The sequence below is a fragment of the Pedobacter sp. R-06 genome (assembly GCF_049913135.1).
In the GTDB taxonomy this organism is placed as follows: domain Bacteria; phylum Bacteroidota; class Bacteroidia; order Sphingobacteriales; family Sphingobacteriaceae; genus Pedobacter.
Map to the genome: position 1 here is coordinate 1,482,118 of NZ_CP183977.1, position 25,376 is coordinate 1,507,493.

The 25,376-nt window shown below is 39.6% G+C and carries 16 protein-coding genes and 1 riboswitch; of the genes, 9 read left to right on the top strand and 7 right to left on the bottom strand.

All coding sequences use genetic code 11. The features are described from left to right. The first annotated feature begins 348 nt into the window (after positions 1-348). Positions 349-981 carry a TetR/AcrR family transcriptional regulator gene (locus tag ACN9MR_RS06275; RefSeq protein WP_426328752.1) on the top strand — a complete coding sequence of 211 codons (633 nt, stop codon included), beginning with the start codon at positions 349-351 and terminating at the stop codon, positions 979-981. A gap of 259 nt (positions 982-1,240) precedes the next feature. On the opposite strand, the gene ACN9MR_RS06280 is transcribed toward ACN9MR_RS06275, so the two are convergent. Then, positions 1,241-1,573, bottom strand: a complete 333-nt coding sequence (locus tag ACN9MR_RS06280) for a hypothetical protein (RefSeq protein ID WP_426328753.1) — start codon at positions 1,571-1,573, stop codon at positions 1,241-1,243. Between the two features lie 244 nt (positions 1,574-1,817). Between ACN9MR_RS06280 and ACN9MR_RS06285 the strand changes: the two genes are divergently transcribed. From ACN9MR_RS06285 to ACN9MR_RS06305, 5 genes are all read left to right on the top strand, one after another. Beyond that, positions 1,818-2,906 (top strand): hypothetical protein, encoded by a 1,089-nt coding sequence (locus ACN9MR_RS06285; protein WP_426328754.1) that lies wholly within the window; start codon positions 1,818-1,820, stop codon positions 2,904-2,906. 265 nt (positions 2,907-3,171) lie between these two features. Then, positions 3,172-3,276: riboswitch (SAM riboswitch) on the top strand. A 75-nt stretch (positions 3,277-3,351) separates the two neighbouring features. After that, positions 3,352-5,574: a transferrin receptor-like dimerization domain-containing protein gene (locus ACN9MR_RS06290; protein WP_426328755.1), complete on the top strand. Its 2,223-nt coding sequence runs from the start codon at positions 3,352-3,354 to the stop codon at positions 5,572-5,574. A 17-nt stretch (positions 5,575-5,591) separates the two neighbouring features. Continuing rightward, on the top strand, positions 5,592-8,603 hold the full coding sequence (locus tag ACN9MR_RS06295) for a SusC/RagA family TonB-linked outer membrane protein (protein ID WP_426328756.1): 3,012 nt from the start codon (positions 5,592-5,594) through the stop codon (positions 8,601-8,603). A 10-nt stretch (positions 8,604-8,613) separates the two neighbouring features. After that, positions 8,614-10,146 (top strand): hypothetical protein, encoded by a 1,533-nt coding sequence (locus tag ACN9MR_RS06300; RefSeq protein WP_426328757.1) that lies wholly within the window; start codon positions 8,614-8,616, stop codon positions 10,144-10,146. Between the two features lie 36 nt (positions 10,147-10,182). After that, positions 10,183-10,737 (top strand): peroxiredoxin family protein, encoded by a 555-nt coding sequence (locus tag ACN9MR_RS06305; RefSeq protein ID WP_426328758.1) that lies wholly within the window; start codon positions 10,183-10,185, stop codon positions 10,735-10,737. 313 nt (positions 10,738-11,050) lie between these two features. Here ACN9MR_RS06305 and ACN9MR_RS06310 read toward each other — a convergent pair whose 3' ends face one another. Then, positions 11,051-11,470, bottom strand: coding sequence for a hypothetical protein (locus ACN9MR_RS06310; protein WP_426328759.1), 420 nt, complete (start codon positions 11,468-11,470; stop codon positions 11,051-11,053). Positions 11,471-11,712: 242 nt separating this feature from the next. Between ACN9MR_RS06310 and ACN9MR_RS06315 the strand changes: the two genes are divergently transcribed. Both ACN9MR_RS06315 and ACN9MR_RS06320 read left to right on the top strand, forming a co-directional pair. Next, a complete protein-coding gene (locus tag ACN9MR_RS06315; RefSeq protein ID WP_426328760.1) occupies positions 11,713-12,519 on the top strand; it encodes an AraC family transcriptional regulator in 807 nt (268 codons plus the stop codon). A 100-nt stretch (positions 12,520-12,619) separates the two neighbouring features. Beyond that, a complete protein-coding gene (locus ACN9MR_RS06320; RefSeq protein WP_426328761.1) occupies positions 12,620-13,564 on the top strand; it encodes a nitrilase family protein in 945 nt (314 codons plus the stop codon). Positions 13,565-14,095: 531 nt separating this feature from the next. Here ACN9MR_RS06320 and ACN9MR_RS06325 read toward each other — a convergent pair. After that, positions 14,096-14,914: an alpha/beta fold hydrolase gene (locus ACN9MR_RS06325; protein ID WP_426328762.1), complete on the bottom strand. Its 819-nt coding sequence runs from the start codon at positions 14,912-14,914 to the stop codon at positions 14,096-14,098. Positions 14,915-15,393: 479 nt separating this feature from the next. Here ACN9MR_RS06325 and ACN9MR_RS06330 point away from each other — a divergent pair, with 479 nt between their 5' ends. Then, positions 15,394-17,016, top strand: a complete 1,623-nt coding sequence (locus ACN9MR_RS06330; RefSeq protein WP_426328763.1) for a Na+/H+ antiporter — start codon at positions 15,394-15,396, stop codon at positions 17,014-17,016. 30 nt (positions 17,017-17,046) lie between these two features. Here the strand turns inward: ACN9MR_RS06330 and ACN9MR_RS06335 are convergent, their stop codons facing one another. From ACN9MR_RS06335 to ACN9MR_RS06350, 4 genes are all read right to left on the bottom strand, one after another. Continuing rightward, positions 17,047-18,999 carry a sigma 54-interacting transcriptional regulator gene (locus ACN9MR_RS06335; protein ID WP_426328765.1) on the bottom strand — a complete coding sequence of 651 codons (1,953 nt, stop codon included), beginning with the start codon at positions 18,997-18,999 and terminating at the stop codon, positions 17,047-17,049. Positions 19,000-19,155: 156 nt separating this feature from the next. Then, complete coding sequence (locus tag ACN9MR_RS06340) at positions 19,156-21,072, bottom strand: sigma 54-interacting transcriptional regulator (RefSeq protein WP_426328766.1); 1,917 nt, start codon at positions 21,070-21,072, stop codon at positions 19,156-19,158. 6 nt (positions 21,073-21,078) lie between these two features. Continuing rightward, a complete protein-coding gene (locus ACN9MR_RS06345) occupies positions 21,079-23,433 on the bottom strand; it encodes a tetratricopeptide repeat-containing sensor histidine kinase (protein ID WP_426328767.1) in 2,355 nt (784 codons plus the stop codon). Further along, a complete protein-coding gene (locus ACN9MR_RS06350; RefSeq protein ID WP_426328768.1) occupies positions 23,417-25,129 on the bottom strand; it encodes a sigma-54 interaction domain-containing protein in 1,713 nt (570 codons plus the stop codon). Before ACN9MR_RS06350 ends, ACN9MR_RS06345 begins: the two co-directional genes overlap by 17 nt. Between the last annotated feature and the right edge of the window lie 247 nt (positions 25,130-25,376).

The window sequence follows — 25,376 nt, forward strand, 5'->3', positions numbered from 1 at the left end:
TACAGTGAGATCATCTATCGAAAACGATTCTCCCTGCAAACAGTATATTTCCATATCCGGATATTAAATGTTAAATTCAAAAACAAGCGAGGTCACAGCGTTCTGATAAAAGCATATCCTTCTGAGTTCAAGTGACTGTTCAAGGCTGGTATAGTCGCTGCTCACTGGTTTATAGTCTGACCCGGAGTATACCGAATCCGTCAGTTCAACGGCTATCGCTGTTAGGAGTTTCTGTAGGATTTCTGTATTGAAAGTCTTTATCTATACTTCTGCTGTAACATCAGATTATCCAGCAAAATCTTTGATGATGCCTCAAAAAATCGCAAATTGCACGAAAGTTAAAATTGAATGGCAAGAAAAGTTACAGATGGGCCTGTCAGGAACAAAGAGCGCACTAAAGCGAACCTGATCGCTGCACTTGGAAAAATTCTGAAAAAAGACGGTTTTTCCGGGCTGAGTACCACCAGGGTTGCAGAGGAGGCAAAAGTGGATAGGAGGCTGATCTATGACTATTTCGGTGGACTTGAAGGATTGGTTAAGGGATATCTTGACAACAATGACTACTGGAAGATCAATCCTGAAGATATTGGAGGCATAGTAGAAGCGAGTAAAGCGGATTCCGGAAAAGCTCTAGCCTATAACGTTCTGGAGAACCAATTTAACAGCCTGATCAATAACGAAGAAATGCGTCGTATCATTACCTGGGGGCTTAGCGAAAAGTTGCCCATATTAAAGGAACTGGACCTTAAGCGTGAAAACATTGGCGATCAGGTATTGAGCGAGGTCTTTGATAAGCATTTTAACCCCAGCGATAAAAATTTCAGGGCTATGTATGCCATATTGATGGGCGGGGTATATTACCTTACCCTGCATGCCAAGATGCAGGAAAACCCGTTTTGTGGAATAGACCTACAGCAGCCTTCGGGTGAGGAAGAGATCAAAAAGGCGCTCAGACAGTTTCTCGATATGGTCTATTCCTAAATTCTCAAAGTTGGATTTGATTGACTTCGGTATGTCTTAATCAAAAAAATTGCGTAACTGCACCTTATTATCCATAGTAGTTTTTTACTCCAATCCCAATTGTCCAGAAATTTTTTGCTTTGTTTAGATCGTCATTCAGCCAATCTTTGTTTTCCTCATATTGATGGCCAGCTTTCATTTCTGAGATACTTTCCTCAACACTTTTTTCTGTTGACCCTCGCCAGATCCCTACCGAGAGATTTATAAACGCATAACAATATTAAGCTTCACTATCATCTATTTCCCCATCATTATTTTCGGTAAGAATTTCTATGAGTTTGTCCGCCCCAATTTGAAACGGGTTGATGCCGTAAACTGAAAGCTCCGTTTTTTCCGGAAACGGCCCATACAGGAATTCTATGAACTCCGTATTTCCATTATTATCAAGATCAATACGAACTTCGAACTGGTCATAAAAAAGTTGTTGTAAATTTGAACCTGCAGAAGGGTTTCCCAGCAATTTTTCAATGTCCGGTTTAGATTGTCCCAATGAAAGTTTTCCAATGTTTTCAATCTTAATTCCTTCTAATGGTAAAATTTCAATCTTGATCATTTTATGAATAATTTTTAAAAACGTTTATAAAGATAAACTTGGTTGCCAACTATAAAGTAAATATATCACATGTTTGTGATATTTATCTATTTCTTTAACTTTGCGTTGTTGGTTTTGTACTGAAACAGCTGATGGTCTGTTAATTAAGGAAAAATAATAAACTAATGAACAGAGATATCTACCGGGACTCAACATGTTTTAACGGAAAAGCTAGGAGACATAATCAAAAATAAATCCGTAAAAAATGAAAATTCTTTATATCGTTCCCATCATTGTACTGCTTGTATTTTTATACTACCTGATTTCAAAAGAAGGCATGGCAAAAGTTGAAGATCAATTACCAGGTAAATTTGCGCAGTACCAGTTGATTGATAGTTCGGGAACCATTAAGGGTGGAAACGCTCAGATGAGCCTTTTACTAGAAAGCAAAAGGAACATCGAACTTTTTTTAACATCAGAGAACAATGTTATCGTCTCTGGCTTTTCAGGAGAAAGAGAAAATTCTTTCATTAAAATCAGTGCTGACGGGAATGTTGCCGATACGCTAAAGTTAATGTCCAGACCGGAGGATATTGTATTTTTAAAGGGTTTTATCGTAGATAAGCAGGCACACCAATATTATAGGTGGAGTTTTAATGGCGCTAAAACGCCGATCAGAATTATTGCACAAAATTCCGGTTTTGATTGGGATGGCGAGAAGCAACATAAACAACTGGCCAATATCGCCAAACAATCCAAAGCTGTTTATGTGGATTATAACTTTAATAGTCCTCTTCCCCAAAAAAAGGTTGGAGATGGACCGCAAACTATGCAGGGGGTGTTCACCTATGCTATTGTCACCTATATTATCTGTGATGAATGCTTTCAGTTTTACACTACTGAAGATATACATAAATATTTTTCAATGTCTTACCTGCAGGAAATGTTATGGAACAATCTTTTCAAGCAGACAGCTAAGCAAAACGGCCCTGATGGAGAGATGATCAGAACAGCGAACATCAGGTACCAATATTTTCAAAGGTTAAAATTGGAAAAGGTTCGCTTTTCTGGTGGGGGAGGGAATGCCCCCGGTTTCACCAAGATGCTGTATCCGGGATACCTTTTTACCAATGTGATTTTTAAAAATGATACCCTGAAGTTGAAAGAGTTTATGTACCTCGATGAAGAATCGCACACTTCATCCGTAGAAATTGATGGGAAAAATATTGGTACGCTTTCTAAAAACAAGGTACAGCCTGTTGAGCCTATCAATGCGTATATGTATTACACAAATGATAACCTACAATACGCTTTGTTTACAAATAATGATCAAAAGCTCTATTTGATCAAATAGGTTGCTGTAAGCATAGTATCTACACTTTCCAGCGTTTAATCTGTTAATCCTCCATCCACTTTAAAAAACACATCAAAATACTAAATATAATCTCTGATTTTAAGGCTGTTAGAACATCTCCATTTCGGTTTCGCTATGCGAAAACGACCATTGGATCCAATTCTGCTTCTCAGAAAGTGGGACTATCAACTACACAACCGAAATAAATAATATAATTCCTATAGGAATACTAGATTATTATTTTTAGTTTTGCGTCATTATATAATACTTATCCAGAAAGACTGAGGGAAGGGCCCTAAGACGTCTGAGCAACCTATACACTTGTAAAAGGTGCTAATTCCTTTCTACCCAAGGGTGGAGAAGATAAGTTGGTTATGCGCATCCGCATGCTAATTTTGAGGTCGCTCAAAGTTTTTCTGGTAAAGAACCCCTAAAAAATCAGAAAATGAAGAAAACTTTTACCTTTTTCACGGCTATTCAATTGCTCTGGCTTCCTTTATTGGCGCAGGAGAAACTGAGTGGATTTAAAATTCAGAACATTCCGATACAGCGTGATATTGAGCAGAAATTTGATGCTGGACTTAATAAAGAAAATATAGGGGCGACCATAAAAGAGCTTTCTGCCACTCCCCATCACTTGGGCGCGAAGGGCAGTAAAACGGTAGCAGAATCTGTACTGAAAAAGTTTAAAAGCTATGGCTGGGATGCAGAAATAGAGACTTATTATGTCTTATTTCCAACACCTAAAACCCGATCGGTAGAACTTTTAGGGAGCAACAAATACAGCGCATCGCTTGAAGAAAAGGCTGTTAAGGAAGATTCAGCAACCGCACAGCAAGGGCAATTGCCTCCTTACAATGCCTGGAGTGCCGATGGTGATGTAAGTGCAGGCCTTGTTTTTGTGAATTATGGTCTGCCAGCTGATTATGAAAAGTTGGAGCGTTTAGGCATCAGCGTAAAAGGCAAGATTGTCATTGCAAAATATGGCAGGTCGTGGCGGGGCACTAAACCTAAAATAGCTTACGAACATGGTGCAGTGGGCTGTATCATTTATTCAGATCCAAAAGATGATGGTTTTGTGAAAGGCGATGTATACCCACAGGGCGCCTACAAGCCAGAATTTGCTGTTCAACGGGGATCGGTAATGGATATGGTAATTTACCCTGGTGATCCATTGACGCCTGGAATCGGTTCTACAAAGGATGCCAAAAGGTTGGAGCGGGCAGATGCCAAAACGATTCTTAAAATTCCGGTTCAGCCCATCAGTTATCATGATGCTTTGCCACTGCTTGCTGCACTTAAAGGTCAGGTGGTACCTACCGATTGGAGCGGCGGCTTGCCCGTTACCTATCACATTGGAGATGGAAGTACGTTAGTGCGTTTAAACCTTGCTTTTAACTGGGATATTGTGCCGGCTTATAATGTTGTAGCAAAACTGGAAGGAAGTAGATTTAAAGATCAGTGGATTATACGCGGTAATCACCACGATGCCTGGGTAAATGGCGCTGCAGATCCGGTAAGTGGATTAGCCTCTTTATTAGAAGAAGCAAAATCTATCGGAAAATTGGCAAGGGCAGGTATAAAACCTAAACGCACACTTGTTTATATTGCCTGGGATGGAGAAGAACAATCCCTTTTAGGTTCAACAGAATGGGTAGAAGACCATGCGGCAGAGTTAAACAGTAAAGCAGTTGCCTACATCAATTCGGATGGTAATGGCCGTGGCTTTTTAGAAGCAGGTGGTTCCCATGCTTTAGAAAATTTTGTTTCTGAAATTTCAAAAGATGTAAAAGATCCTCAGGTGGGTTCTAATATTTTTGAACGCTGGAAAGCCAATAAAGCCATTTCTACAGGCTCGCTTACCGAACGTAAGAAGATACAGGACAGCCAAACGCTCGATCTGGGTGCGCTAGGTACAGGATCTGATTATTCTGCATTTTTACAGCACCTCGGTATCCCTACTTTAAGCCTTGGTTTTGGTGGTGAGGATGAAGGAGGGGAGTACCATACCAATTTCGACACTTACGATAATTTTGTAAAGTTTAAAGATCCGGGTTTTGAATACGGATTGGCTTTATCTCAAACGGCCGGAAGAGCAGTATTGCGTTTAGCCAATGCGGATGTACTTCCGTTCGACTTTTCTAATCTTCAGGCTAAAATAGCGACTTACGTTACTGAAGTAAGTACATTGGCAAAGCAGCTCAGGGAAGGTGCGCAAAGCCAGAATAAACTCATTTCAAACGGTGCTTATCAACTTGCAAATGACCCCAAAGAAAACTTAAAAAACCCTCCGGTACAGGTTGAATTACCCGAGTTTGATTTTAAAGCGCTGAATTTGGCTGTAGATAGTTTAAAAACAGCCTCATCAAAACTTAATCATACCGTAACTGCTGCACTCGCTTCAGATACTAAAGCTGATCAACTGAATAACTTACTTTTTCAGGCTGAAAAACAATTGCTTCTACAAGCAGGTTTACCCGGGCGACCGTGGTATAGACATAGTATTTATGCCCCCGGTCTATATACCGGTTATGGCGTTAAAACCCTTCCTGGTGTGAGAGAAGCCATTGAGCAGTATCATGCAAAAGAAGTACAGGAACAGATTCTCGTGTTAACAGCCTCCATCTTAAAACTTACTCAATTTCTCAGCCAAACCAGTCATCCTTAATTTATTAATCCCTAAACATGAAACTATTTTTTACCCAGTTAATAGTCTGCTTTGTTTTGCTTAGCAGTTTGCAGGCTTTTGCCCAAAATACCATTCGCGGTAAGATTACCGACAGTAAAGATAAGCAGCCACTTATTGGCGCTACCATAAAATTAAAAGGTACCAAAATCGGCACCAGTACCAATGGTAAAGGAGAATTTAATTTAAACTTATCTCAAAAAGCTGATAGTATCATCATCCATTTTCAGGGTTATTTAGAGCAGGTTGTGGCCATCAATAACCGATCGGAGATTAATGTGGAATTAAAAGAAGATATCCATCTTTTATCTGATGTGGTGGTTACGGGCGTTGCAGAAGGTACCAGTCGTAAAAAACTCACCTTTGCCTTAACAAAAGTGAATAACGATCAGATCAATACCGTTCCGGCAACAGATGCCTCTCAAACTTTAAGAGGAAAAGTCGCAGGAATCCAGATCAGCCAATCTTCTGGCAATTCGGGGGCAACGGTTTATCTGCGTGGCGCTAAATCGGTATCGGGCAATATTGCACCGCTTTTGGTGGTGGATGGTTTTGTAACAGCATTAAACCTGTCTGACTTAAATCCGCAGGATATAGAATCGATTGAAGTGGTTAAAGGCGCAGCGGCTTCAGCCCTTTATGGTACCAGGGGTGAAGGCGGAATTATCCAGGTGCTCACCAAAAAAGGAAAAGGTACCGGAAAGGTAAATATTATTGTAGACAATGAATTTGGCTTAAGCAATGTGCAAAATACGCCGCCAACCGCTCAGTTCCACCATTTTAAGGTTAATGCCGATGGCTCGTTTGTGCTTAATGGCAACGCCAGGACAATCGATGTACAAGCTAACGGTTATTCCCTTAACCTTCACCCATACCCAAATGTATACGATAATGTGGCGAATATGTTAAACCACAACCCTTATTTTACAAATTTTGTTTCTGCATCAACTGCAGGTGATAAATATACGTTGTATGCCTCTTTTCAAAACCAATATAAAGGTGGGGTTGCAGAACCTGTAGGAGCCGATAAAAGACAAACGGCCCTATTTAATTTTGGTTATAAACCGGATAAAAACTTAGAAATTAACCTAAGCCTGCAATACTTTAACAACAAAACGCCTTCTTCATCCATCTCATCAAGCGGTAGCGGTTCATTGTTGTATGCTACTTCACTTTACGAACCTTTCATCAATCTGCAGGAACGCGATGCTTCCGGGAAATATGCTTTTAAACCCTATGGTTTTGATATTCAGAACTTCAATGTGAACAATCCTTTTTACCAGCTGAGTTACCGTGAATATGAAAACAACAGTGATAATTTGCTTGCCGGAATAAAAGTGAAATACCAGTTTACCGATAAGTTGAATGCGGAGGTGTACACTTCAATACAGAATGAAAATTACAATGAAACGGATTATTATCCGATTGGCTTTCAAACGATCTCTGCCGACATTACCCGTAACAATGGTTATTATGGCGAACTGACATCAAAAACCACTTCTAAAAATGGTCAGGCGCAGCTAAACTATAACAATAAATTCAACGATTTCGATTTCGGGGCAACGCTAAAGGCGGTATACGAAGAAAACAGGATTACCTCATTATCCGGCTCTGGCTATAACCTGAGTGCACCTGTTAAGAGTTTAGGAGCTGCATCTGCCGATAGTAGAAGTATTGGCTCTACCTGGGAACAAACGGTTAACTATGGCTACTTTTTAAACCTAAAAACCGCATGGAAAGAAAAGATTTTCGTGGATGTGCTGGGCAGATTGGATAACAGTTCCAGGTTTGGTGCTGATGTTGGAACAGCATTTTTCCCAAGGGTATCTACGGCATATCGCTTAACAGAAGATGTTAAATTAGGTGTCATTAACGAATTAAAATTGAGGGTGGCCTATGGTAAGGCGGGAAGTTTACCTCCATTTGGCGCTAAGGATAGTCAGGTTTCCTTATCCAGTTCGGGCGGCGTAAGCTATAATCAACGTGAAAATACAGATCTTAAAAGGGCTATCACCTCTGAGCTTGAATTTGGTATTGATGCCCAGTTGTTTAAACGGATTAATGTTCAGGCCAATTATGCTTTTTCGAAAAGTATAAACGATTTTATCCTCGTTCCGGCTTTTCCACCAACTACAGGCTCGGCAAGAATTTACGGGAATTTGGGCGCTGTAAAATCGAACTCGCTCGAACTCGAAATCAATGGCAATGTGATCACCAAAAATGCCTTTACCTGGAATACCGGAATTACCTTTAGCAGGATTAGAAGTAAGATTACCTCTTTGGGCGACGTGCCTGAGTTTACAGATGGCGATTTTAGAAAAGCACCTGGGGTTAGTCCTTTTGCCTTTTATGGTTATAGTGTGCTAACAGGTCTCGATCAATTGGAAACCAATGCACAGGGGCTGGTAACCAATGCAGCAGGTGGAATTTACAAGCTGAGCGATTTTGCTGTTAACCAATTGGGTTTTGTGGTTTTGAAAAGCCAGCAAGGTACTGCAGCCGAAACGCCTTTGTTATACCAAAATGCAGCTACTGGTAATTCGAAGATTATCGGAGATGCACAGCCCGATTTTATTGTCGGTTTTTCAAATACTTTCAATATCGGCCCATTGTCTCTTTATGCTGTTTTGGATTGGAAACAAGGTGGACAGAAATATAATGAAACGCAGCAGTACCTTACCTATCAATACCGTTCCCCATTTTCTGATCAGGCTGCGCAGGCAGGTTTGCCACTAGCTTTTACTACAGCAGTTTTTAATGCCCAGCAAACCACCGATTACTGGTTGCAGAACAGCAGTTATGTTTCGTTAAGAGAACTTTCGTTAAGCTATAAGTTGCCGCTAAAAGCCATAGGAATAAACCGTGTTTTAAGTAATGCCCGCTTAGCGCTTGTTGGCCGTAACCTATACACCTGGACATCCTTTACCGGAGTAACGCCAGAGGGCAATCAGGATTTTTACGATTATCCAAACTACCGCATTTACAGCGCAAAACTTACGCTAAACTTTTAACGAACAGAAAATGAAAAATATATTCTACATATCACTTATTGCCTTAAGCCTTAGCGCCTGCAAAAAAACAGATTTTGATAACCCAACAACGCTTACCAATCAGGAAGCTATCGAACAGATCAAAGATTTGGGGCTGAAGTTAACCACAAGTAGTGTACAAACTGTTTTTAGCACTTCAACAAGTGCATCGGGTACACATTTTAGCCTTTTAGCCGATCAAACCACCAATACCAATGGGAACTCTTCCTGGTGGGATTTTGCGAATGAACCACGCTTAAGGCTCAACAACAACACTTCTTACCGTGGCGCAGTTACCTGGAATACTTTTTACAATAACTTTTATCAGGCCAATTTAGATGCTACCCTGGCGTTAGATATTATTGAAAAGCAGGGTAAAAAGATTTACGATACACAGGGGGCAGATAGAACGCAGGATTGCCTTATAGCCGCCTATTATGCCAAAGGTATAGCCCAGGGCTATCTTGGTGTTATTTTCGACCGCGGCATTATTGTGGATGACGTGAACTTGAGCACGAAAGATTTCCCGGATTCGTACAAGGCCTTAATTGCGAACGGAATTAAGCTGATTGACAAATCTATAGCGCTGGCTGAAGCGAATACACAGTTTAAATTTGATTTCCTCAGTGGAAAAACATTCAGTAAAGCAGATTTTATTAAACTGGCCAATTCGATGGCTGCAAGGATTTTATCTTCTGAGGCCCGTGATAAAACCGAAGCAGAAAAAATTGGCGATGTACAATGGAGCAAAGTTTTGGCTTATGCCGAAAAAGGATTTACCACCGATTTTGTAATCACTACGGTAACAGGAGGTTATTATAATCAGTTATTGACCAATTTATTGCAACGTAACTCAGATGGTTCTGGTTGGTTGCCACCAGATCTTAAAATCGCCTATTTGGCCGATAAAACCGGAAATACCCCTAAGTTTTACCCCTTAACCGGAATATTACCCAACATTAGCAGCAACGATAAACGTTTCGATGGTTATTTTGGATACACTACAAGTTTTGGAATATTTATCGAATCGCGTGGACGTGGACTTTTTACCAATTGGTACCGAAAAAGATGGTATAATACAGCCAACACGCTAAACTCACCAGGTGCAGTTAATCCTTATTTCCTGGCCGAGGAGATCAGGTTACTAAAGGCTGAATCCAAATTTTGGCTGAAGGATTACGCTGGCGCAGCTGCCATACTAAATGATCCGGCAGCTGCAAGAAAAGCCGTAGGAACGCTTCCTGATGTTGCCGCCAACCAAGCTGATTTGAGAAAGCAATTGCATTATGAATATGCCATTGAAATAGATGGCGCTGGTGGTGCATTTCTGCCATTTACGTTTATGCGCAGGAACAATTTGCTCGTAGGCGGTACGCCGACAGAATATCCTTTGCCGCAACTTCAGCTCGATCTGGTAAAACAGCCCGTTTATACTTTTGGTGGCAACGCCTACTTCGGAGAAAAAGGAAAATATGGCGAAGTCGCCACCGCGCCTGATGAAGGCTGGAAAGCTGCTGAAAAATAACGAAACAATATTATCACCCTTTAGAAACTAAATATTATGAAAATTAAACTATTAACCTTAGCCGCAGTTTTGCTTACACTAAGCGGATTTGCGCAACAATCAAAATTCGAAAACCCAAATGCCGATAGCAGAGGTTATCTGGTAAAAGTAGGGGATAAGGCTCCTGATGATTTTGAACTTGTTCTCCATGACGGAAAGAAAACCACGTTAAAAGAATTGAAAGGAAAAATCGTCATCCTACAATTCACCGCTGCGTGGTGTAAAGTGTGCCGTGAAGAAATGCCTTATTTAGAAAAGGATATCTGGCAGGCCTATAAAGATAAAGATGTGATATTGATCGGTGTTGACCGGGATGAACCCTTAGATGTGGTACAGAAATTTCACAAAGACATGAATATCACTTATCCATTGGCCTTAGATCCTGGGGCTAAAATCTTCCAGAAATTTGCCGATAAAAAAGCGGGCGTAACACGTAATGTAGTAATCGACAGGGATGGTTATATCAGGTTTTTGACCAGATTGTATGATAAGGAAGAATTTAGTCTTCTTGTTAAAAACATTAAAGAATTAACTGAAAAAACAAGTAAGTAAGAATTTTGTTCAATTTTGAGCGGCTGTTTCTTCAAAAGAAAACAGCCGCTTCTCTTGCTATCCCAAAAGATATGAAATGAGATAATCCGGGCTTTGCCGTCCTTTATTAAAAATCCTCTTTCTCTAACTAGCTTAGTAAGATCAGGGGATGCGAGCCGCCCCAACCGATCACGGCTCCAGCTCCAAATAAAATAACATTTCTCTTTTTATTCATAGGGAAAGTTAGTCATTTTAAAATTCTTATTGATGCCAATCACAACCAGGGAGATTCATATTAAAAAAACAAAGTAGTGAAGTCTATTTGGCTGTAACATTAATTAGTTCTTCTCCTTTCATCATCATTCCCAAAATCTCTTTGTTTTATCTTAATAGCTGAATTGCCAAAATTATAGACTAAAGTCAACCTGAAATAACGGCTGCTGTTATTTTCATTGTAAACCTGTTTAATCCCATTTACTAAATCCGAATAACAGATGGATAAAGCATACAAATAAAAAATGGGGTTATTCAGTAAAGAAACCGTGATCAGGAACACCAGTAATCCCGGATAGTGCTGTAGCCACTGTCCGGTAAACAACATGCTCAGGTCCATTCCGTTGATCAGGATAAATGTGGCCAGCAAAACATTGCTCAATTTATGTTTCGTTTTTACGGTCAGTAAAAACACGGCCAGGATCAAAGAAATGGTAACGGCTATAATTGCGAAAACACTGATTAAATTAAGGCCTGTCATTTGTTTTTTTAACTTTCCCGGCTAAGTTAAACAATGTTTGCCTATAAAGCCATCGAGGCAGGTATCGAGATACTATCAACTTTTTCCTTAGGGCAGGCAGAGTAAAACGGTTGCTTGCCTTTTTTTATGGCCTACCTGATTTTTTTTCCGTCCTAGGTACTGTAAATTATGAATAATATGGCTCAATGCTGTTACCTTTACAAAACAGGGGAATAAACTTATTCGTGTAGATTATAAGTCAAATGCAGTTTGAACCGAGTAAAGAACTAATGCCATTTATAAGGCATTATTTATTATTAGATGCTAACGAGGTGGTAGAGATGACGTACCGTTTGTTTTCTGATGGGCAACCAGGCATAGTCGTTCCGCTGACGGAAAATATGCTGATCAGCACTAGTGATTATCTATTTGGGCAACAGTTGCCATCAATGTTTATTTATGGCCAAATGTCTGTCTACAGGGATCTTAAAATTCAGGGCCAAATGGCTTTGTTGGTTGTTGTATTACGCCCTTTTGCACTCAATTTGTTATTTGGGATGTCTGCTGAGGAGCTAAATGATGGGATATTTCTTCCTGCCGATCTCTTCGGGCCTGATGTGATTCCTTTTGAACAAAGGATGGCCAAAAGTAAAAATCTTCATGAAGTAATTGATACCGTCGAAAGCTTTCTTCTTGAACGTTTCCAAAAGAGCAGCGGATTGAATCATGATCTACTTTTCAGCCTTGAACTCATCAACAGGCATCAGGGGCTTATCAGAATGGAAGACCTACTGAAAGAACTACAAGTAAGTGAACGACAACTGGAAAGACTATATCGCAGGCAGATTGGTGTTTCACCAAAAAAGTTCATGAATATAATCCGGTTCCAGCACTTTTTAAAGATCTTCAGAGATCTTTCGCCAGCACACAAAATGACTACTGCGGTTTATCAAGCTGGTTATTATGATCAATCTCACCTCCATAATTATTTCAAGACAATGACTGGTATTACACCGATGGAATACCAATTAAAAGTAAATAAACTTGCTATTAATTTTATGCGGTTTTAAGACTGAATGTTCACCTCCAACTCTATCGGTTTATATTCATATGTATAGGGTTGTCGGAATTTTCCAATTATTGTTGAATGCCAAGGGATAATTTTGTGTCATGAAAAAAATAAAAATAGCTACTGCACAGTTTGAAAACAGAAGTGGCAACAAGGAATATAATCTTAAAATGATTGAACAGCTTTCCGAGCAGGCTGCAAAAACCGGAGCTGATGTTATCAGTTTCCATGAATGTTCGATTACAGGTTATACGTTTGCAAGGAACCTTAGCTATGAGCAAATGTTAGCGCTTAGTGAAAACATACCAAATGGACCGAGCGTAGCTGCGTTGATTGGATTTGCAAAGAAATACGGAATTGTTATTCTTGCAGGTCTGTTTGAGAAGGATGAGAATGATGACCTCTATAAGGCATATGTATGTGTAGATGGAAATGGCTTAATCTCTAGTCACCGTAAGTTACATCCATTTATTAATCCCTATATTAAACCAGGCTCTACCTATACCGTATTTGAATTGCTAGGCTGGAAATGTGGGATTTTAATTTGCTACGATAACAACATCATTGAGAATGTGAGAGCGACAAGACTTTTAGGAGCCCAGGTGATTTTTATGCCACATGTAACGATGTGTACGCCATCAAGCAGACCCGGGGCGGGATTTGTTGATGCTAGCTTGTGGAAGGATAAAAATGCGAACGCCCAGTTACTGAAGGAAGAGTTTAATGGTGATAAAGGCAGGAAATGGTTGATGAAGTGGTTGCCTGCAAGAGCGTATGATAATGCTGTTTACGTCGTTTTTTCAAATCCTATTGGAATGGATGATGATCAGTTGAAAAATGGTTGTTCGATGATTTTGGATCCTTTTGGTGAGATCATAGCGGAATGTACCTCTTTAGACAATGAAATTTCAGTTGCGGAACTAGCTCCTGAAAAACTTACCGATGCAGGTGGCTCAAGGTACATAATGGCCAGAAGACCTGAGTTGTATGCGGATATCATAGGTAAAGATCATAAAAGTGAGCATAAAGTTTCATGGCTAAAATAAATTATAATTTTATGTAAATGGCTGTAGAAAGCACGAAACTAAATATACCGAAAGTAACGAAGATTGGTGGTTGATATCTAAGGGTACGGACGGTTTAAAAGGGATCTGAATTTTGGAGAATTTATTTATTGCTGGAGTGGTGCATCTGGAGTAAACATTTTGATGCTTTGTTAGGTCCGGCCTGCGCGAGAATAATGCCGGATTTTTTGCAATTAGCCATCCTAAGAGATAATTTATTGCATATACATGAATATAAGTGATAAGAGAGTTTAATGAAATAAATCTCCTTAGGACGTCGTCATTTCGAGAGGACCCGATCCTATCGGATGCAACGCGGTCGAGAACCCGAAGGCCCAGCGAAGTTAAATCTATTTTCCATTTTAATTTGGCTATAGATCTCCCCATTTCGCGATGCACCAGTCGAGATGACGACATTCCTGTGGAGGCATGTTAATGGTAACTCTCGAAAGAACTATTTAAATAAAACCACAGACATTTCGATAAGCTCAATATAACAGTTTTTACAATACTTTAAGATTTAATAAACGCTAAAATATCGTTATTAATGGTTTCTGCCTCTGTTGTTGGCATACCGTGAGGAAAACCCGGATAAGAGATCAGTTTTCCGTTTTGCAGCAGTTTTGCCGCTCTTGGTGCCTGGTTGAAAGGAACGATCTGGTCGTCTTCTCCATGCAATACCAATACCGGAATTTCTACGCTTTTCAGGTCTTCTGTAAAATCTGATTCCGAAAATGCTTTGATTCCCTCATAATGTGCCAATACAGAACCCATCATGCCCTGGCGCCACCAGTTGTGTTTAATTCCTTCCTGAACTGTTTTGCCATCGCGATTCCAGCCGTAAAATGCAACTGGGAAATCGTAGAAATATTGTGCTCTGGTAAAGCCGGTGCCCTGACGGATTTCATCAAATATCGCCAATGGCACACCTTCCGGATTGCTTTCGTTTTGGATCATGATCGGCGTTACGGCACTGATTAAAACTGCTTTTGCAACGCGACCTTTTCCATGTTTTGCAACGTAACGGATTACTTCACCACCACCGGTTGAGTGGCCAATGTGGATCGCATCTTTCAGGTCGAGTGCTGCTGTTAGTTCTGCAATATCGGCTACATAGGTATCCATATCATTACCATTGGCACTTTGACCTGAGCGACCATGTCCACGGCGGTCATGCGCAATCACCCGATATCCCTGTTTCAGGAAAAACATCATTTGGGTATCCCAGTCATCCCCAGATAATGGCCATCCATGATGAAAAACGATTGGTTGTCCTGTTCCCCAATCTTTGTAATAAATTTCAGTTCCGTCTTTTACTTTGATCGTACTCATAGCTTTTTTATGATTAATTTTAATTGTTTAAAGCAGTTTTTGCGAATTACCCAAAACTAATAATTGATGTCGAGGTGATCACTAAACTGTATGTTAAGTTTCGTGCTTCCAATATTACAATTTGTGATCCATTTTATTAAGTATTTGGTTTTTAGGTATTTGTTGTTTGTTTGTTGGTTTTTCATTTGCGCTATTTCGTTAATTTACGTTAGTTGTTTGGTGGAATCGATTTTTCTGAATAATTTTTGATTATGCTTTAACGGAGATAATTGTATGGATTAAACCAACAAGCTGGCGCATTAGTTTCTGGTCTTATCATATTACTAGTTTATTGTTTGCTTAGCAGTTTCAGCGACTATTCAAGGTAAAATCACGTCATATCGTTAGTTGTTTTGTTGGAACAACAATCCTTTTAAAGCTTAAATAACTGGTTATTTGTTGATTATATTTATGGTTTATTCTTTGTGAGAGAAAACGCTATGCATTACACCCTTCTTCAGTTTCTTATTTTACTTTCAGTAGCTTTCCTATTAATCATGTTGGCACAAAAGGTAAAAATTTCCTATCCCATATTTTTAGTGCTGGCGGGTTTGGGCATAAGTTATATTCCAGGTATTCCTGCCATGTCGATTGATCCAGAAGTGATCTTCCTGATCTTTTTACCGCCCTTACTTTATGAGGCTGCCTGGTATACCTCGTGGAACGATTTCTGGCGTTGGCGAAGACCAATCAGTTTGCTGGCTTTTGGTTTGGTCATCATTACTTCACTGGCCGTGGCATTTTTAAGTTCTTCCATGATTCCTGGTTTTACACTGGCCATGGGCTTTCTGTTAGGCGGAATTGTATCGCCTCCTGATGCTATTGCAGCCACATCGGTACTCAAAAATATAAAGGTTCCCAAACGGATCACCACAATTTTAGAAGGCGAAAGTTTGGTTAACGATGCATCCAGTTTAATTGTACTCCGTTTTGCATTGGCTGCGGTGATTACGGGGCAGTTTTCACTTTCAAATGCGGCTGGCGATTTTTTCTTAAGTACCATAATGGGAATTGTGATCGGTTTGGCCATTGCGCACGTGGTGTACCTGATCCACCGGTTTTTACCCACCACGCCAAGTATCGATGCCGCCATTACTTTAATTTCGCCTTATTTTATGTATCTGGCAGCAGAGCAATTCCATTTTTCGGGCGTTATGGCTGTGGTTAGCGGTGGTTTGTTCTTATCTTATCGTTCGCACGAAATTTTTGTAGATGGGCAAAGTAGGCTGCAGGCCATCAATGTTTGGGCAACACTGACCATTATCCTTAATGCTTTGGTATTTATTTTGATCGGATTGGAATTACCTATCATTATGGCTGGTTTAGAAGGCTATTCGCTTTGGGAAGCCTGTAGTTATGGCCTGATTATTAGTGCGCTCGTTATCGTGCTGCGCATTGCATGGATTTATCCGGTAGCCTTTGTTCCTAGATGGTTATTTAAGAAAGTGAGGGTGCGGGAGGCTCATCCCGGGTGGAAAGGGCCGTTGATTATCGGTTGGGCAGGAATGCGGGGCGTAGTTTCATTGGCTGCTGCACTTTCATTACCGCTTACCACTGCAGCCCACATTAATTTCCCACACCGCAACCTGATCATATTTATCACATTTGTGGTTATTTTGGTTACGCTGGTTTTTCAGGGGCTTACTTTGCCTTACATTATCAAGATGATTCATATTGAAGAAATTGATCCGTTGGTGCCCGATGAGCAACAGGAAGCCAGCATTAAACTCCGCCTTTTAAAGGTTTCTTTAGACTACTTAGAAGAAAAGTATGTTGAAGAGACTGAGGGGATAGCTTTAGTAAAAGGCTTGAAAAATGAACTGGAAAACAGTTTAAACCATGCATCCAGAAGGTTAGAGTCGATGGAGTGCGAAGCAATCGAAAATGCCGAAATGGAAGTGTATAATCATATTTTAAAAGACATTTATCACATACAGCGGCAAGAGCTGCATAAAATCCGCAGGGAAAAAGGATTTAGCGATGAGGTAATTAGAAAACAGGAAATGCAGATTGATTTATCAGATACCAAAATTCCACATGTCAAAGGAGCCTTAAAAAAATAGATTATTTCAATTTGCGCTAATTAAATGAAGCTATTTAACAAATTCGAATTTTATTCCTAATTTTTTAATTTTCGAATTTAACGTAGTTGATGGAATATTCAGGATTTCTGCCGCTCCACCAGCTCCAAAAACCTTTCCTTTGCACATTTTCAAAATGTTCAATATATGTTCCCGTTCCATTTCTTCCATCGTTTTGATTTTGAAATGATTATCGCCGGAAAAACTTGTGGTGGGTGCCGAATTAGGAAGGTCAATTTTAGTGATCGTTTCTCCTTCGGTTAACAACATCGTTCTTTCAATTAAGTGTTCCAATTCTCTGATATTTCCAGGCCAGTCGTATACCTGTAATTCGTGCAGGGCTTCAGTAGAGATTCCGGTCACAGCAGATGAACTTTTTTTGCCGTATTTATAAATGAAGTAGTTCGCCAGCGCCGGAATATCTTCCTTACGTTGCCTTAAGGCAGGTAATTCAATAGGGAAAACATTTAACCGGTAGTATAAATCCAGGCGGAACCTGCCTTCAGATACTTCTTTTTCAAGGTTCCGGTTGGTGGCGGTTATAATCCTGACATTTATCTTTTTAGTATAATTTCCGCCTAAACGCTCAATTTCTTTTTCCTGAAGCACCCTTAATAATTTTACCTGTGCCTCTAATGGGAGTTCGCCTATCTCATCTAAAAAGATCGAACCGCCATCTGCCTGTTCAAATTTACCGATCCGTTTTTCGTTCGCACCTGTAAACGCACCTTTTTCATGTCCGAAAAGCTCTGATTCAATTAAGGATAAAGGTAATGCTGCACAGTTTACGGTAATTAATGGTTTGTTTTTACGGGGAGATAATTTATGGATAGTCTGGGCGATTTTTTCTTTACCGGTACCACTTTCTCCCAGAATCAATACCGAAGTATCATCTGGTGCGACCAGTTCTAATTTTTTGAAAGCCGTATGTAATAAGGTGCTATTCCCGATAATGCCATGAAAATCTTTCGGAATTTCAAGGGTCTCTTTTTTAACAATCGGCTCTTCAACTGTAGGTAAGTTTGGTGCAGGAACTTCTATGGCAATATCCTTTCCGTAAATAACCCGGTCTAAAACCAGCTCCAGGCTTTTCTTAAACTGATTAATAACTCCGGTATGCACTTTTGTATATAAATCAGAAAGGTGGTTGATGAAAACGAACTGGAAAAACTCGCCATTCCTGTCAATTTCGGTAACCAGGGCAGATTCAAACTGGTAATGATCAGAAAGGGCTTGTACCCACGGGCTGTCCATCCTCAGTTTTCTAAAGTCATAACCGTTAAAAATCGATTTTCCATTATGAACAAGCGCAGTGCTGTTCCATGTCTTAAAATCGCGATTAGAAACTTTAATGTCTTTCAATAAAGTTTCATTATTGAGCGTGCTAAATTTGCCATCAGGCGAACGCATGATATTGATGTCTTTTGTAGTCGTCCGGGGATTTGATTTGGTGATCCAAAGGAAATCGAAAGGTACAACCGGATGCAAAACAGTACTGATTTGTTTCAACCGTTCCGAAATCGGTTCCTGCTTTTCTACAATATATTCAATTTGTTTGTGTAACGATGGCGCTGTATGTTGATTGTACTTTAAATTTTGCTCGTGCCTGTAACGGGCAATATCCAGCATCACCATCAGGTCTTTCTCCCGAAAAGGCTTTACCAGGAAACCGTGTGGTAAGGTTGCTTTGGCGGCCTCCAGAATTCCCTGGTTGGTATTTGCGGAAATATAAATAAATGGAATTCCTATTTCGGTAAGTTGCCCGGCTAAATCAATTCCTGTTTTGTCGCCCTGCAAAAAGATATCCAATAATATCCAGTCGGGTTCTTTAGTCGCGATTAACTCAAGCGCCTTTACCACCGATGGTGCTATCCCGCACACTTTATAGCCTGCTTTTTCGAGCATGATCCTCAGATCGTTGGCTACAATAAATTCATCTTCTACAATTAAGATTTTCTGTTTCATTTTCTATTTCAGGCGGGGATAATGTAAAAACCAGCAGATCAATACAATCATTTCAAGTCAAGAAAAATACCAATCCATAAGTTTTTGTATATCAGTGGTTTGTTGTGTTGGTCCTTCTTTGAAATTCATGATATATCGTCAATTTACTAAATGTCATTAACGTTTTATATTCAGCTTTTTAATTTTAGAATTTAATGTTGTTGCGGGGATGCCCAAGAGTTCGGCCGCACCACCGCTGCCTGCAACCTTTCCTTTACAACGCTCTAAAACCCTGATGATATGATCTCTTTCGTTATCGATAATTGTTTTTATTCCATTTTGGGTAAGGGGCTCCTCATTTTTAATTCCAAGCTCCAAATGTTCTGGATTAAGTTTTCCATTCGATGAAAGCAGTATGCTCCTCAGCATCACATGTTCCAATTCTCTGATATTGCCTGGCCAATCATACAACATCAGCCGATCCATAAAATCAGCGGGAATTTCAGAAATGTTTTTTCCTAATGCCTTTGCATGTTTCTGAACAAAATATTCAGCCAATAGTGGGATGTCTGTTTTTCGTCGGCAAAGCGGAGGAACGTGTATTGGAAAAACATTAAGACGATAGAAAAGATCAAGCCTGAACCTGCCTTTTGCGATCTCTTTCTCCAGATTGAGGTTTGTTGCCGCGATTATCCTCAAATCGACTTTAATAGGTTGTTTGCCACCAATCCGCTCAATTTCCTTCTCCTGCAACGCACGGAGAAGCTTTGCCTGAAGGTCGAAAGGCATTTCTCCGATTTCATCAAGAAAGATGGTGCCTCCATTCGCCTCCTCAAATTTGCCGATTCTGGTGTTCACAGCCCCTGTAAATGAACCTTTTTCGTGACCAAATAAAATAGATTCAATCAAATCGGCTGGTAGAGCAGCGCAATTTACGGCCACCATCGGTTTTGTGTTTCGATGCGATAGACGGTGAATGCTTTTGGCAATTTCCTCTTTTCCTGTTCCGCTATCTCCGGTAATCAATACCGAAGTGTCGGTTGGTGCAACAATCTTGATCTTATCTAAAACACTCAGTAAAGCCGTGCTTTTACCGATAATATTTTCAAAATCTTTTTTAGCTAAAGGATAGTCGCTTTCCTGATGTAAGACTGATTCCGTTCCGGCTTTTTCAAGTTCGATAATATGCGCCAATTTTTTCGCTAAGGTGCCTGATAAAAAATTAAGCAGCTCCATGTGGGCGGGTTGGTAAATATTTTCGGTTCTGCTGTAAAATGAGAAGCTGATTTGATCGCCATTTTCGAGGTAGAAGGTTTTAACCAGATTGGAATAAAGATGATAGGTGGTGGCGATTAAGTTTTTCATTGGAGCGGCCCTTTTAACCTCTTCAAAATCATCACCAATGTAAATGGCATCAGCGGTGGTTTCTGGTACCAGTTGATTGATGGTATTGTATTCTGCCTTGCTTAAACCTGTATATTTTAAAAACTCGTTTGCTGTAAATAAATCATACTGATTAAAGTTTTTTCTAGTGATTCCAATTTCGCTATATCGTTTTCCATCTTTCCCAATACCCGAAAGTGCAATAAAATCAAAAGGGATATAAGGTTGAAAGGCACTTGCGATAGCTAATATTTTCTTTTGCCAGGTTAAGGATTTCATTGAAATATCTACAATAAAATCCTGCATAAAGCGCTCGCTGCTCATTTTCATGTTAATGCTGTTTTCCCTGCGGTACCTGGCAATATCAATGCTTAATAAAATATCCCGGTCACGGTAAGGCTTAACAATAAATCCGTAAGGGCAGGTAGACTTTGCAGCCTCCAGCACTTTCTCATTCGAATTTGCGGAGACATAAATAAAAGGGATTTGACTTTTCATTAAATCATGCGCCAGATCAATGCCGGTTAACCTGCCTTTTAAGTAAATATCCAAAATAACCAGGTCTACCTGATGTTTTTCCAATAAGACCTGTGCATTTTTTACAGAATCAGCAATGCCAACAACCTGGTAGCCGGCACGCTGCAAAATCATCTGCAGATCGTGCGCAACGATAAACTCATCTTCAACGATTAGAATTTTTTCAGTCTTCATCTCTAATTAATCTTTCAACAGGAATAAATCTTCATTTTTGTTCATAAAAGTCAGGCGTAAGGAGACACCGTCTTTGCTTTCCATCGAGAAAATGCCATCAATTTGGGCACTTAATCCCTTCATCAAAATAATACCCAGTGTGTTGCTCTGTTCATAATCAAAGTCGGCGGGTAAACCAATGCCATTATCCTTAATAAACAGTTGATAATGATCTCCTTGATATTCTTTTAGGGTAATGCTCACTTTTCCGCCATGCCTATCAGGGAAAGCATATTTGAAAATATTGGTAATCGCCTCGTTAATAATTAAGCCAAGTGGAACAGCTTTCGAAATATCCAGTTCGAGATTTAAAATGTCTAATTCAAAGCTGATCTTTTTATCGTCGTTCAGGCTTTCCTTTAAATATTCGACCAATTCTACAATGTAAGGCCGAATGTTGATGGTAGCCAGATTTTCTGTTTGATAGAGCTTTTGATGAATCAACGCAATACTTTTCAAACGGTGCTGACTTTCTTTTATGGCCTCAATTGCCGATAAATCTTCCAGGTAATAACTTTGGCTGTTTAGTAAACTCATTGTTAATTGCAGGTTATTTTTAACCCGATGGTGTACTTCCTTAATTAAGCTTTCTTTCTCTTCAATTAAATTGTTTTTTTGTTGAATATTTACTTCAAGTTCGGCGTAGGCAAGATCTATATCTGCTTTTTTCCTGACTAAAGTATCATGAAGTTTCTTTTTCAACCGAAATCTGCCATAGATTAAAACAAGCACGATAGTTAAAAAAGCCAACCCAGCGATAGTGGCATTTTTGATCCATTGAATGCGGTTAAGTTCCTGACTTTGTAATTGTGATTTCTTTCTGAGGATTTCATTCTCATTTTCCTTTTGCGAAGCCTGGAATTCGATCTTCAGTCGCTCAATGGTGTTTAAATTCTCCTGGCTAAGCATAGAATCTCTAAGCTTATGAAAGGTTTGCAGGTGAACAATAGCCTCTGCCGGACGATCTGTAGATACATCTATTTTGTAAAGAATTTCATTTAACCTGATCTGCCTTGGTAAGGTCATGCTGATCTGGTTTTCTCTTGCTTTTTCTGCAAATTGTAAAGCAAGTCCGTATTTGTTCTGGGCAAAGTAAAATTCGCTTACAGAGAAGAAAACTGAAGTTTGGAAAGTGTTGGAATATGTTTTTAATGTAGCATCTTCCAGCAGTTTATCGAAATATTGTTTAGCCAGATCGTACTTTTTTAATGCAGCATAACACTCGCCAAATGCCAGAAATATAAAATACTCGTGTCCGCTGGAGGGATTATTTACTTCTTTCCATGTTTTTTGCAGTATGGCGAGTGCTTTTTTGGCTTCTCCCAGTTTGATCATTTGACTTGTAATGGCATAAGCAGTAACAAAGCGGAAAGGATCTTTTTTATCGTTACCATCAAGGGTTTTACGGTACCAGGCAATACTTTCTTTAGCTTTACCCATAGCCTCATAGGCAGAACCTACTCTGTTTAAGTAGGTGCCGAGTACCTCCTCATGACTGCTTTGAGCCGTTTTTACACTCAGTAAAGCATAATTTAAGGCCTTGCTCAGTTCTCCTTTACGTTCGTAAACTGCGGAAAGTAAATCGTAAGCCATTGGGAGGTCAGGGAGTTTAAATTTTTTATCCAGTGCTATAACCTCAAAAAGCTCTTTTATCGATAAATCAAATTTTTCTTCCTCTAAATGAAAGTCGGCCATTGTTTTCAGGAGCGTTGCTTCTCTGTATTTTTCCTGGAAAGAGGTGCCGATTTCTTTGTATAAGGCATGTGCAGTGGCGGCCCGGTTATAAAATGTTCTGTTTTTATAGTCCGAAACGGTATCGGGAACATTGACGTAATATGCATACCATGCGCTGGCTTCAAAACGTTTATTGCCCATTTTTTTTGCAACGGCAATTGCCTTTTCGTAGGTGAGTGCCTGCTGCACCCGCAAATGTTTTTTGTTTAAAAACCGGGCATAAAGCATAAGTGTTCGGAATTCCCAGTTTAACGATTGGAGCTGCATGCTTAAGGTGCGTGCTTTTTCCAGGTAAGGTAATGACTTGGCTAAATTTGCTGGCTGGTTTTCTTGTTGATTAATGAAATGATTGGCAATTTTGATCAGGTATTTAACCCGGTTTGTATCAGGCTCAGTATCTGCAAGAAGTTTGTTTAGCGTTTGCAGCGAATCTTTAGCATTTATATTGTTTACCTGATTTCTGGCTGAACTGTTATTGCTCTTAATGAGAATTAAAATAAAAGAACCAAGTACAACAAAGAAAACCACCATTTTATTGATGTGCTTTACTGTTCCGGCTTTTTTAAGCAATCTATTTAATTCGATCATCAATTTTACTTATCAGGATGTGCTCCCGTTTAATTTTAAATTTTTTAATTTTTGAGTTAAGTGTCGTAGGCGGGATGTGTAACATTTCGGCAGCCCCACCAACGCCTGATATTTTGCCCTTACAATGTTTTAATATTGATAAGATATGGTCTCGCTCGTTTTCGTGAATGCTCTTGATTTTTTGCTCTTCCGAACTGTTAGTGGCTTCATTTCTATCTATTTTAGGCAGGTGGATCTCTTTTAGTATGTTGCCCGATGTTAATAGTATGCTGCGCTCAATCAGGTGCTCCAGCTCCCTTACATTTCCTGGCCAGGGGTAGAGCATCAGTTTGTTCAAGGCGCTTTTGGAAATGGCGTTTACCTGCCGGCCGGTTTTTTTGGAAAGGCGTTCAATGAAGAAGGCTGTTAGCTGCGGGATGTCATCCAGCCGATCCCGTAGCGGCGGAATTGAAATTGGAAATACGTTTAACCTGTAAAAGAGATCACTCCTGAAATTTCCTTTTTCTATCTCTTTTAACAGATTCCTGTTGGTGGCAGCTATAATTCTAACATTTGTTTTAATTACTCCCTTACCACCAATCCTTTCTATTTCCTTTTCCTGTAGTGCTCTAAGTAGTTTCACCTGAAGGTCTAGCGGGAGCTCGCCAATTTCATCCAAAAACAGCGTGCCGTTATGGGCCAGTTCGAATTTTCCGATCCGCCGTTCTGTTGCGCCTGTAAAGCTGCCTTTTTCATGTCCGAAAAGTTCACTTTCGGCCAGGCTAGCGGGGATTGCGGCACAATTGATTTTAACCATCAGTTCATTGTGGCGAAGTGATGAATTGTGTAAAGCCCTTGCGATGAGTTCTTTTCCAGTTCCTGTTTCTCCAATAATCAATACAGTACTATCAGTGGCTGCCACGGCATCTACCAGGTGAAAAATGCTTTTTAACGATTCGCTTTGCCCGATGATCTCCGTATGGTTGTATTTATGTTGGATCTCTTCTTTCAGGTAACTTTTCTCATCTTCTAATTTTTGTTTGTATTGGTTGATTTCTGCAAGTTGCAGTTCAATTTTTTCATTGGCCAGGATGTTCGATATGGCTATTGAAATTTGTAGCGAAATGCCCTGAAGTAAATCAAAATAAATATTCGATAATGAGTTTGCATTTTTAATATATAGGTAAAAGAAACCGATACAGCCCGATCTGTCGACCATTTTGAGCCCGATCATTTCTTTAATGCCTTTATTATGCCAAAATTCCAGCCAGGCAGGCGCATCATCCCACCTTAAAACTTCTTCAACATTGAAAACAGTTGGTTTTTCCGATGAAATTATCGCCCTGCACATACCGTCATCGAGTGTATATTTCTTAGATGATTCTGGCGCTATACCTGTAGTTTTAAGGAAATCTTCTTTTTGGTTGTAGATAAAAGCACTATGTGTTTCCTGGTCATCATTAATTAAACAGATGACGAAATCATCAAAATCAAATAGTTTTTTTAGCTTTTGATCGATGACATCAAAGAGATCGAGTTTGTTGCGGATAGAGGCAATGGAATTGCTTAACGATAGCAAAACTGCATTTTCCCTTTCTTTTTGTTCAAGTTTTTTAAATAAGCGTGCATTTTCGATTTCAAGTGCTGCCGCTCCATCAATATTTAGGGTGGCATGTTCTTGATTTTGAATTTCAGATAAATTGCCCTTGCTTTCCATGTTGCTAAAGTAAGGTTTATAATTTTAATTAATGATTTTTTGTTCGTTAAATTGGTAGCGAAATTTCGTTAGTTGTTTTTGTTTTATATTGATTTTTAATGTGTTATAATGATTTTTTATGTTGATATGTTTTTTTATTTTTCGTTATTATGCAGGTGATCAATTAATTTATCCCGCAGATTTAGGAGATTTCTGCAAAATCATATCTAATATCTGTGCAATAATCCCGCGCATCGTCCTGCTGAAC

Bases quoted from the DNA above. Each gene is read 5' to 3' on its own strand.
- ACN9MR_RS06275 (WP_426328752.1), top strand. From the start codon at position 349: ATGGCAAGAAAAGTTACAGATGGGCCTGTCAGGAACAAAGAGCGCACT.
- ACN9MR_RS06280 (WP_426328753.1), bottom strand. From the start codon at position 1,573: ATGATCAAGATTGAAATTTTACCATTAGAAGGAATTAAGATTGAAAAC.
- ACN9MR_RS06285 (WP_426328754.1), top strand. From the start codon at position 1,818: ATGAAAATTCTTTATATCGTTCCCATCATTGTACTGCTTGTATTTTTA.
- ACN9MR_RS06290 (WP_426328755.1), top strand. From the start codon at position 3,352: ATGAAGAAAACTTTTACCTTTTTCACGGCTATTCAATTGCTCTGGCTT.
- ACN9MR_RS06295 (WP_426328756.1), top strand. From the start codon at position 5,592: ATGAAACTATTTTTTACCCAGTTAATAGTCTGCTTTGTTTTGCTTAGC.
- ACN9MR_RS06300 (WP_426328757.1), top strand. From the start codon at position 8,614: ATGAAAAATATATTCTACATATCACTTATTGCCTTAAGCCTTAGCGCC.
- ACN9MR_RS06305 (WP_426328758.1), top strand. From the start codon at position 10,183: ATGAAAATTAAACTATTAACCTTAGCCGCAGTTTTGCTTACACTAAGC.
- ACN9MR_RS06310 (WP_426328759.1), bottom strand. From the start codon at position 11,470: ATGACAGGCCTTAATTTAATCAGTGTTTTCGCAATTATAGCCGTTACC.
- ACN9MR_RS06315 (WP_426328760.1), top strand. From the start codon at position 11,713: ATGCAGTTTGAACCGAGTAAAGAACTAATGCCATTTATAAGGCATTAT.
- ACN9MR_RS06320 (WP_426328761.1), top strand. From the start codon at position 12,620: ATGAAAAAAATAAAAATAGCTACTGCACAGTTTGAAAACAGAAGTGGC.
- ACN9MR_RS06325 (WP_426328762.1), bottom strand. From the start codon at position 14,914: ATGAGTACGATCAAAGTAAAAGACGGAACTGAAATTTATTACAAAGAT.
- ACN9MR_RS06330 (WP_426328763.1), top strand. From the start codon at position 15,394: ATGCATTACACCCTTCTTCAGTTTCTTATTTTACTTTCAGTAGCTTTC.
- ACN9MR_RS06335 (WP_426328765.1), bottom strand. From the start codon at position 18,999: ATGAAACAGAAAATCTTAATTGTAGAAGATGAATTTATTGTAGCCAAC.
- ACN9MR_RS06340 (WP_426328766.1), bottom strand. From the start codon at position 21,072: ATGAAGACTGAAAAAATTCTAATCGTTGAAGATGAGTTTATCGTTGCG.
- ACN9MR_RS06345 (WP_426328767.1), bottom strand. From the start codon at position 23,433: ATGATCGAATTAAATAGATTGCTTAAAAAAGCCGGAACAGTAAAGCAC.
- ACN9MR_RS06350 (WP_426328768.1), bottom strand. From the start codon at position 25,129: ATGGAAAGCAAGGGCAATTTATCTGAAATTCAAAATCAAGAACATGCC.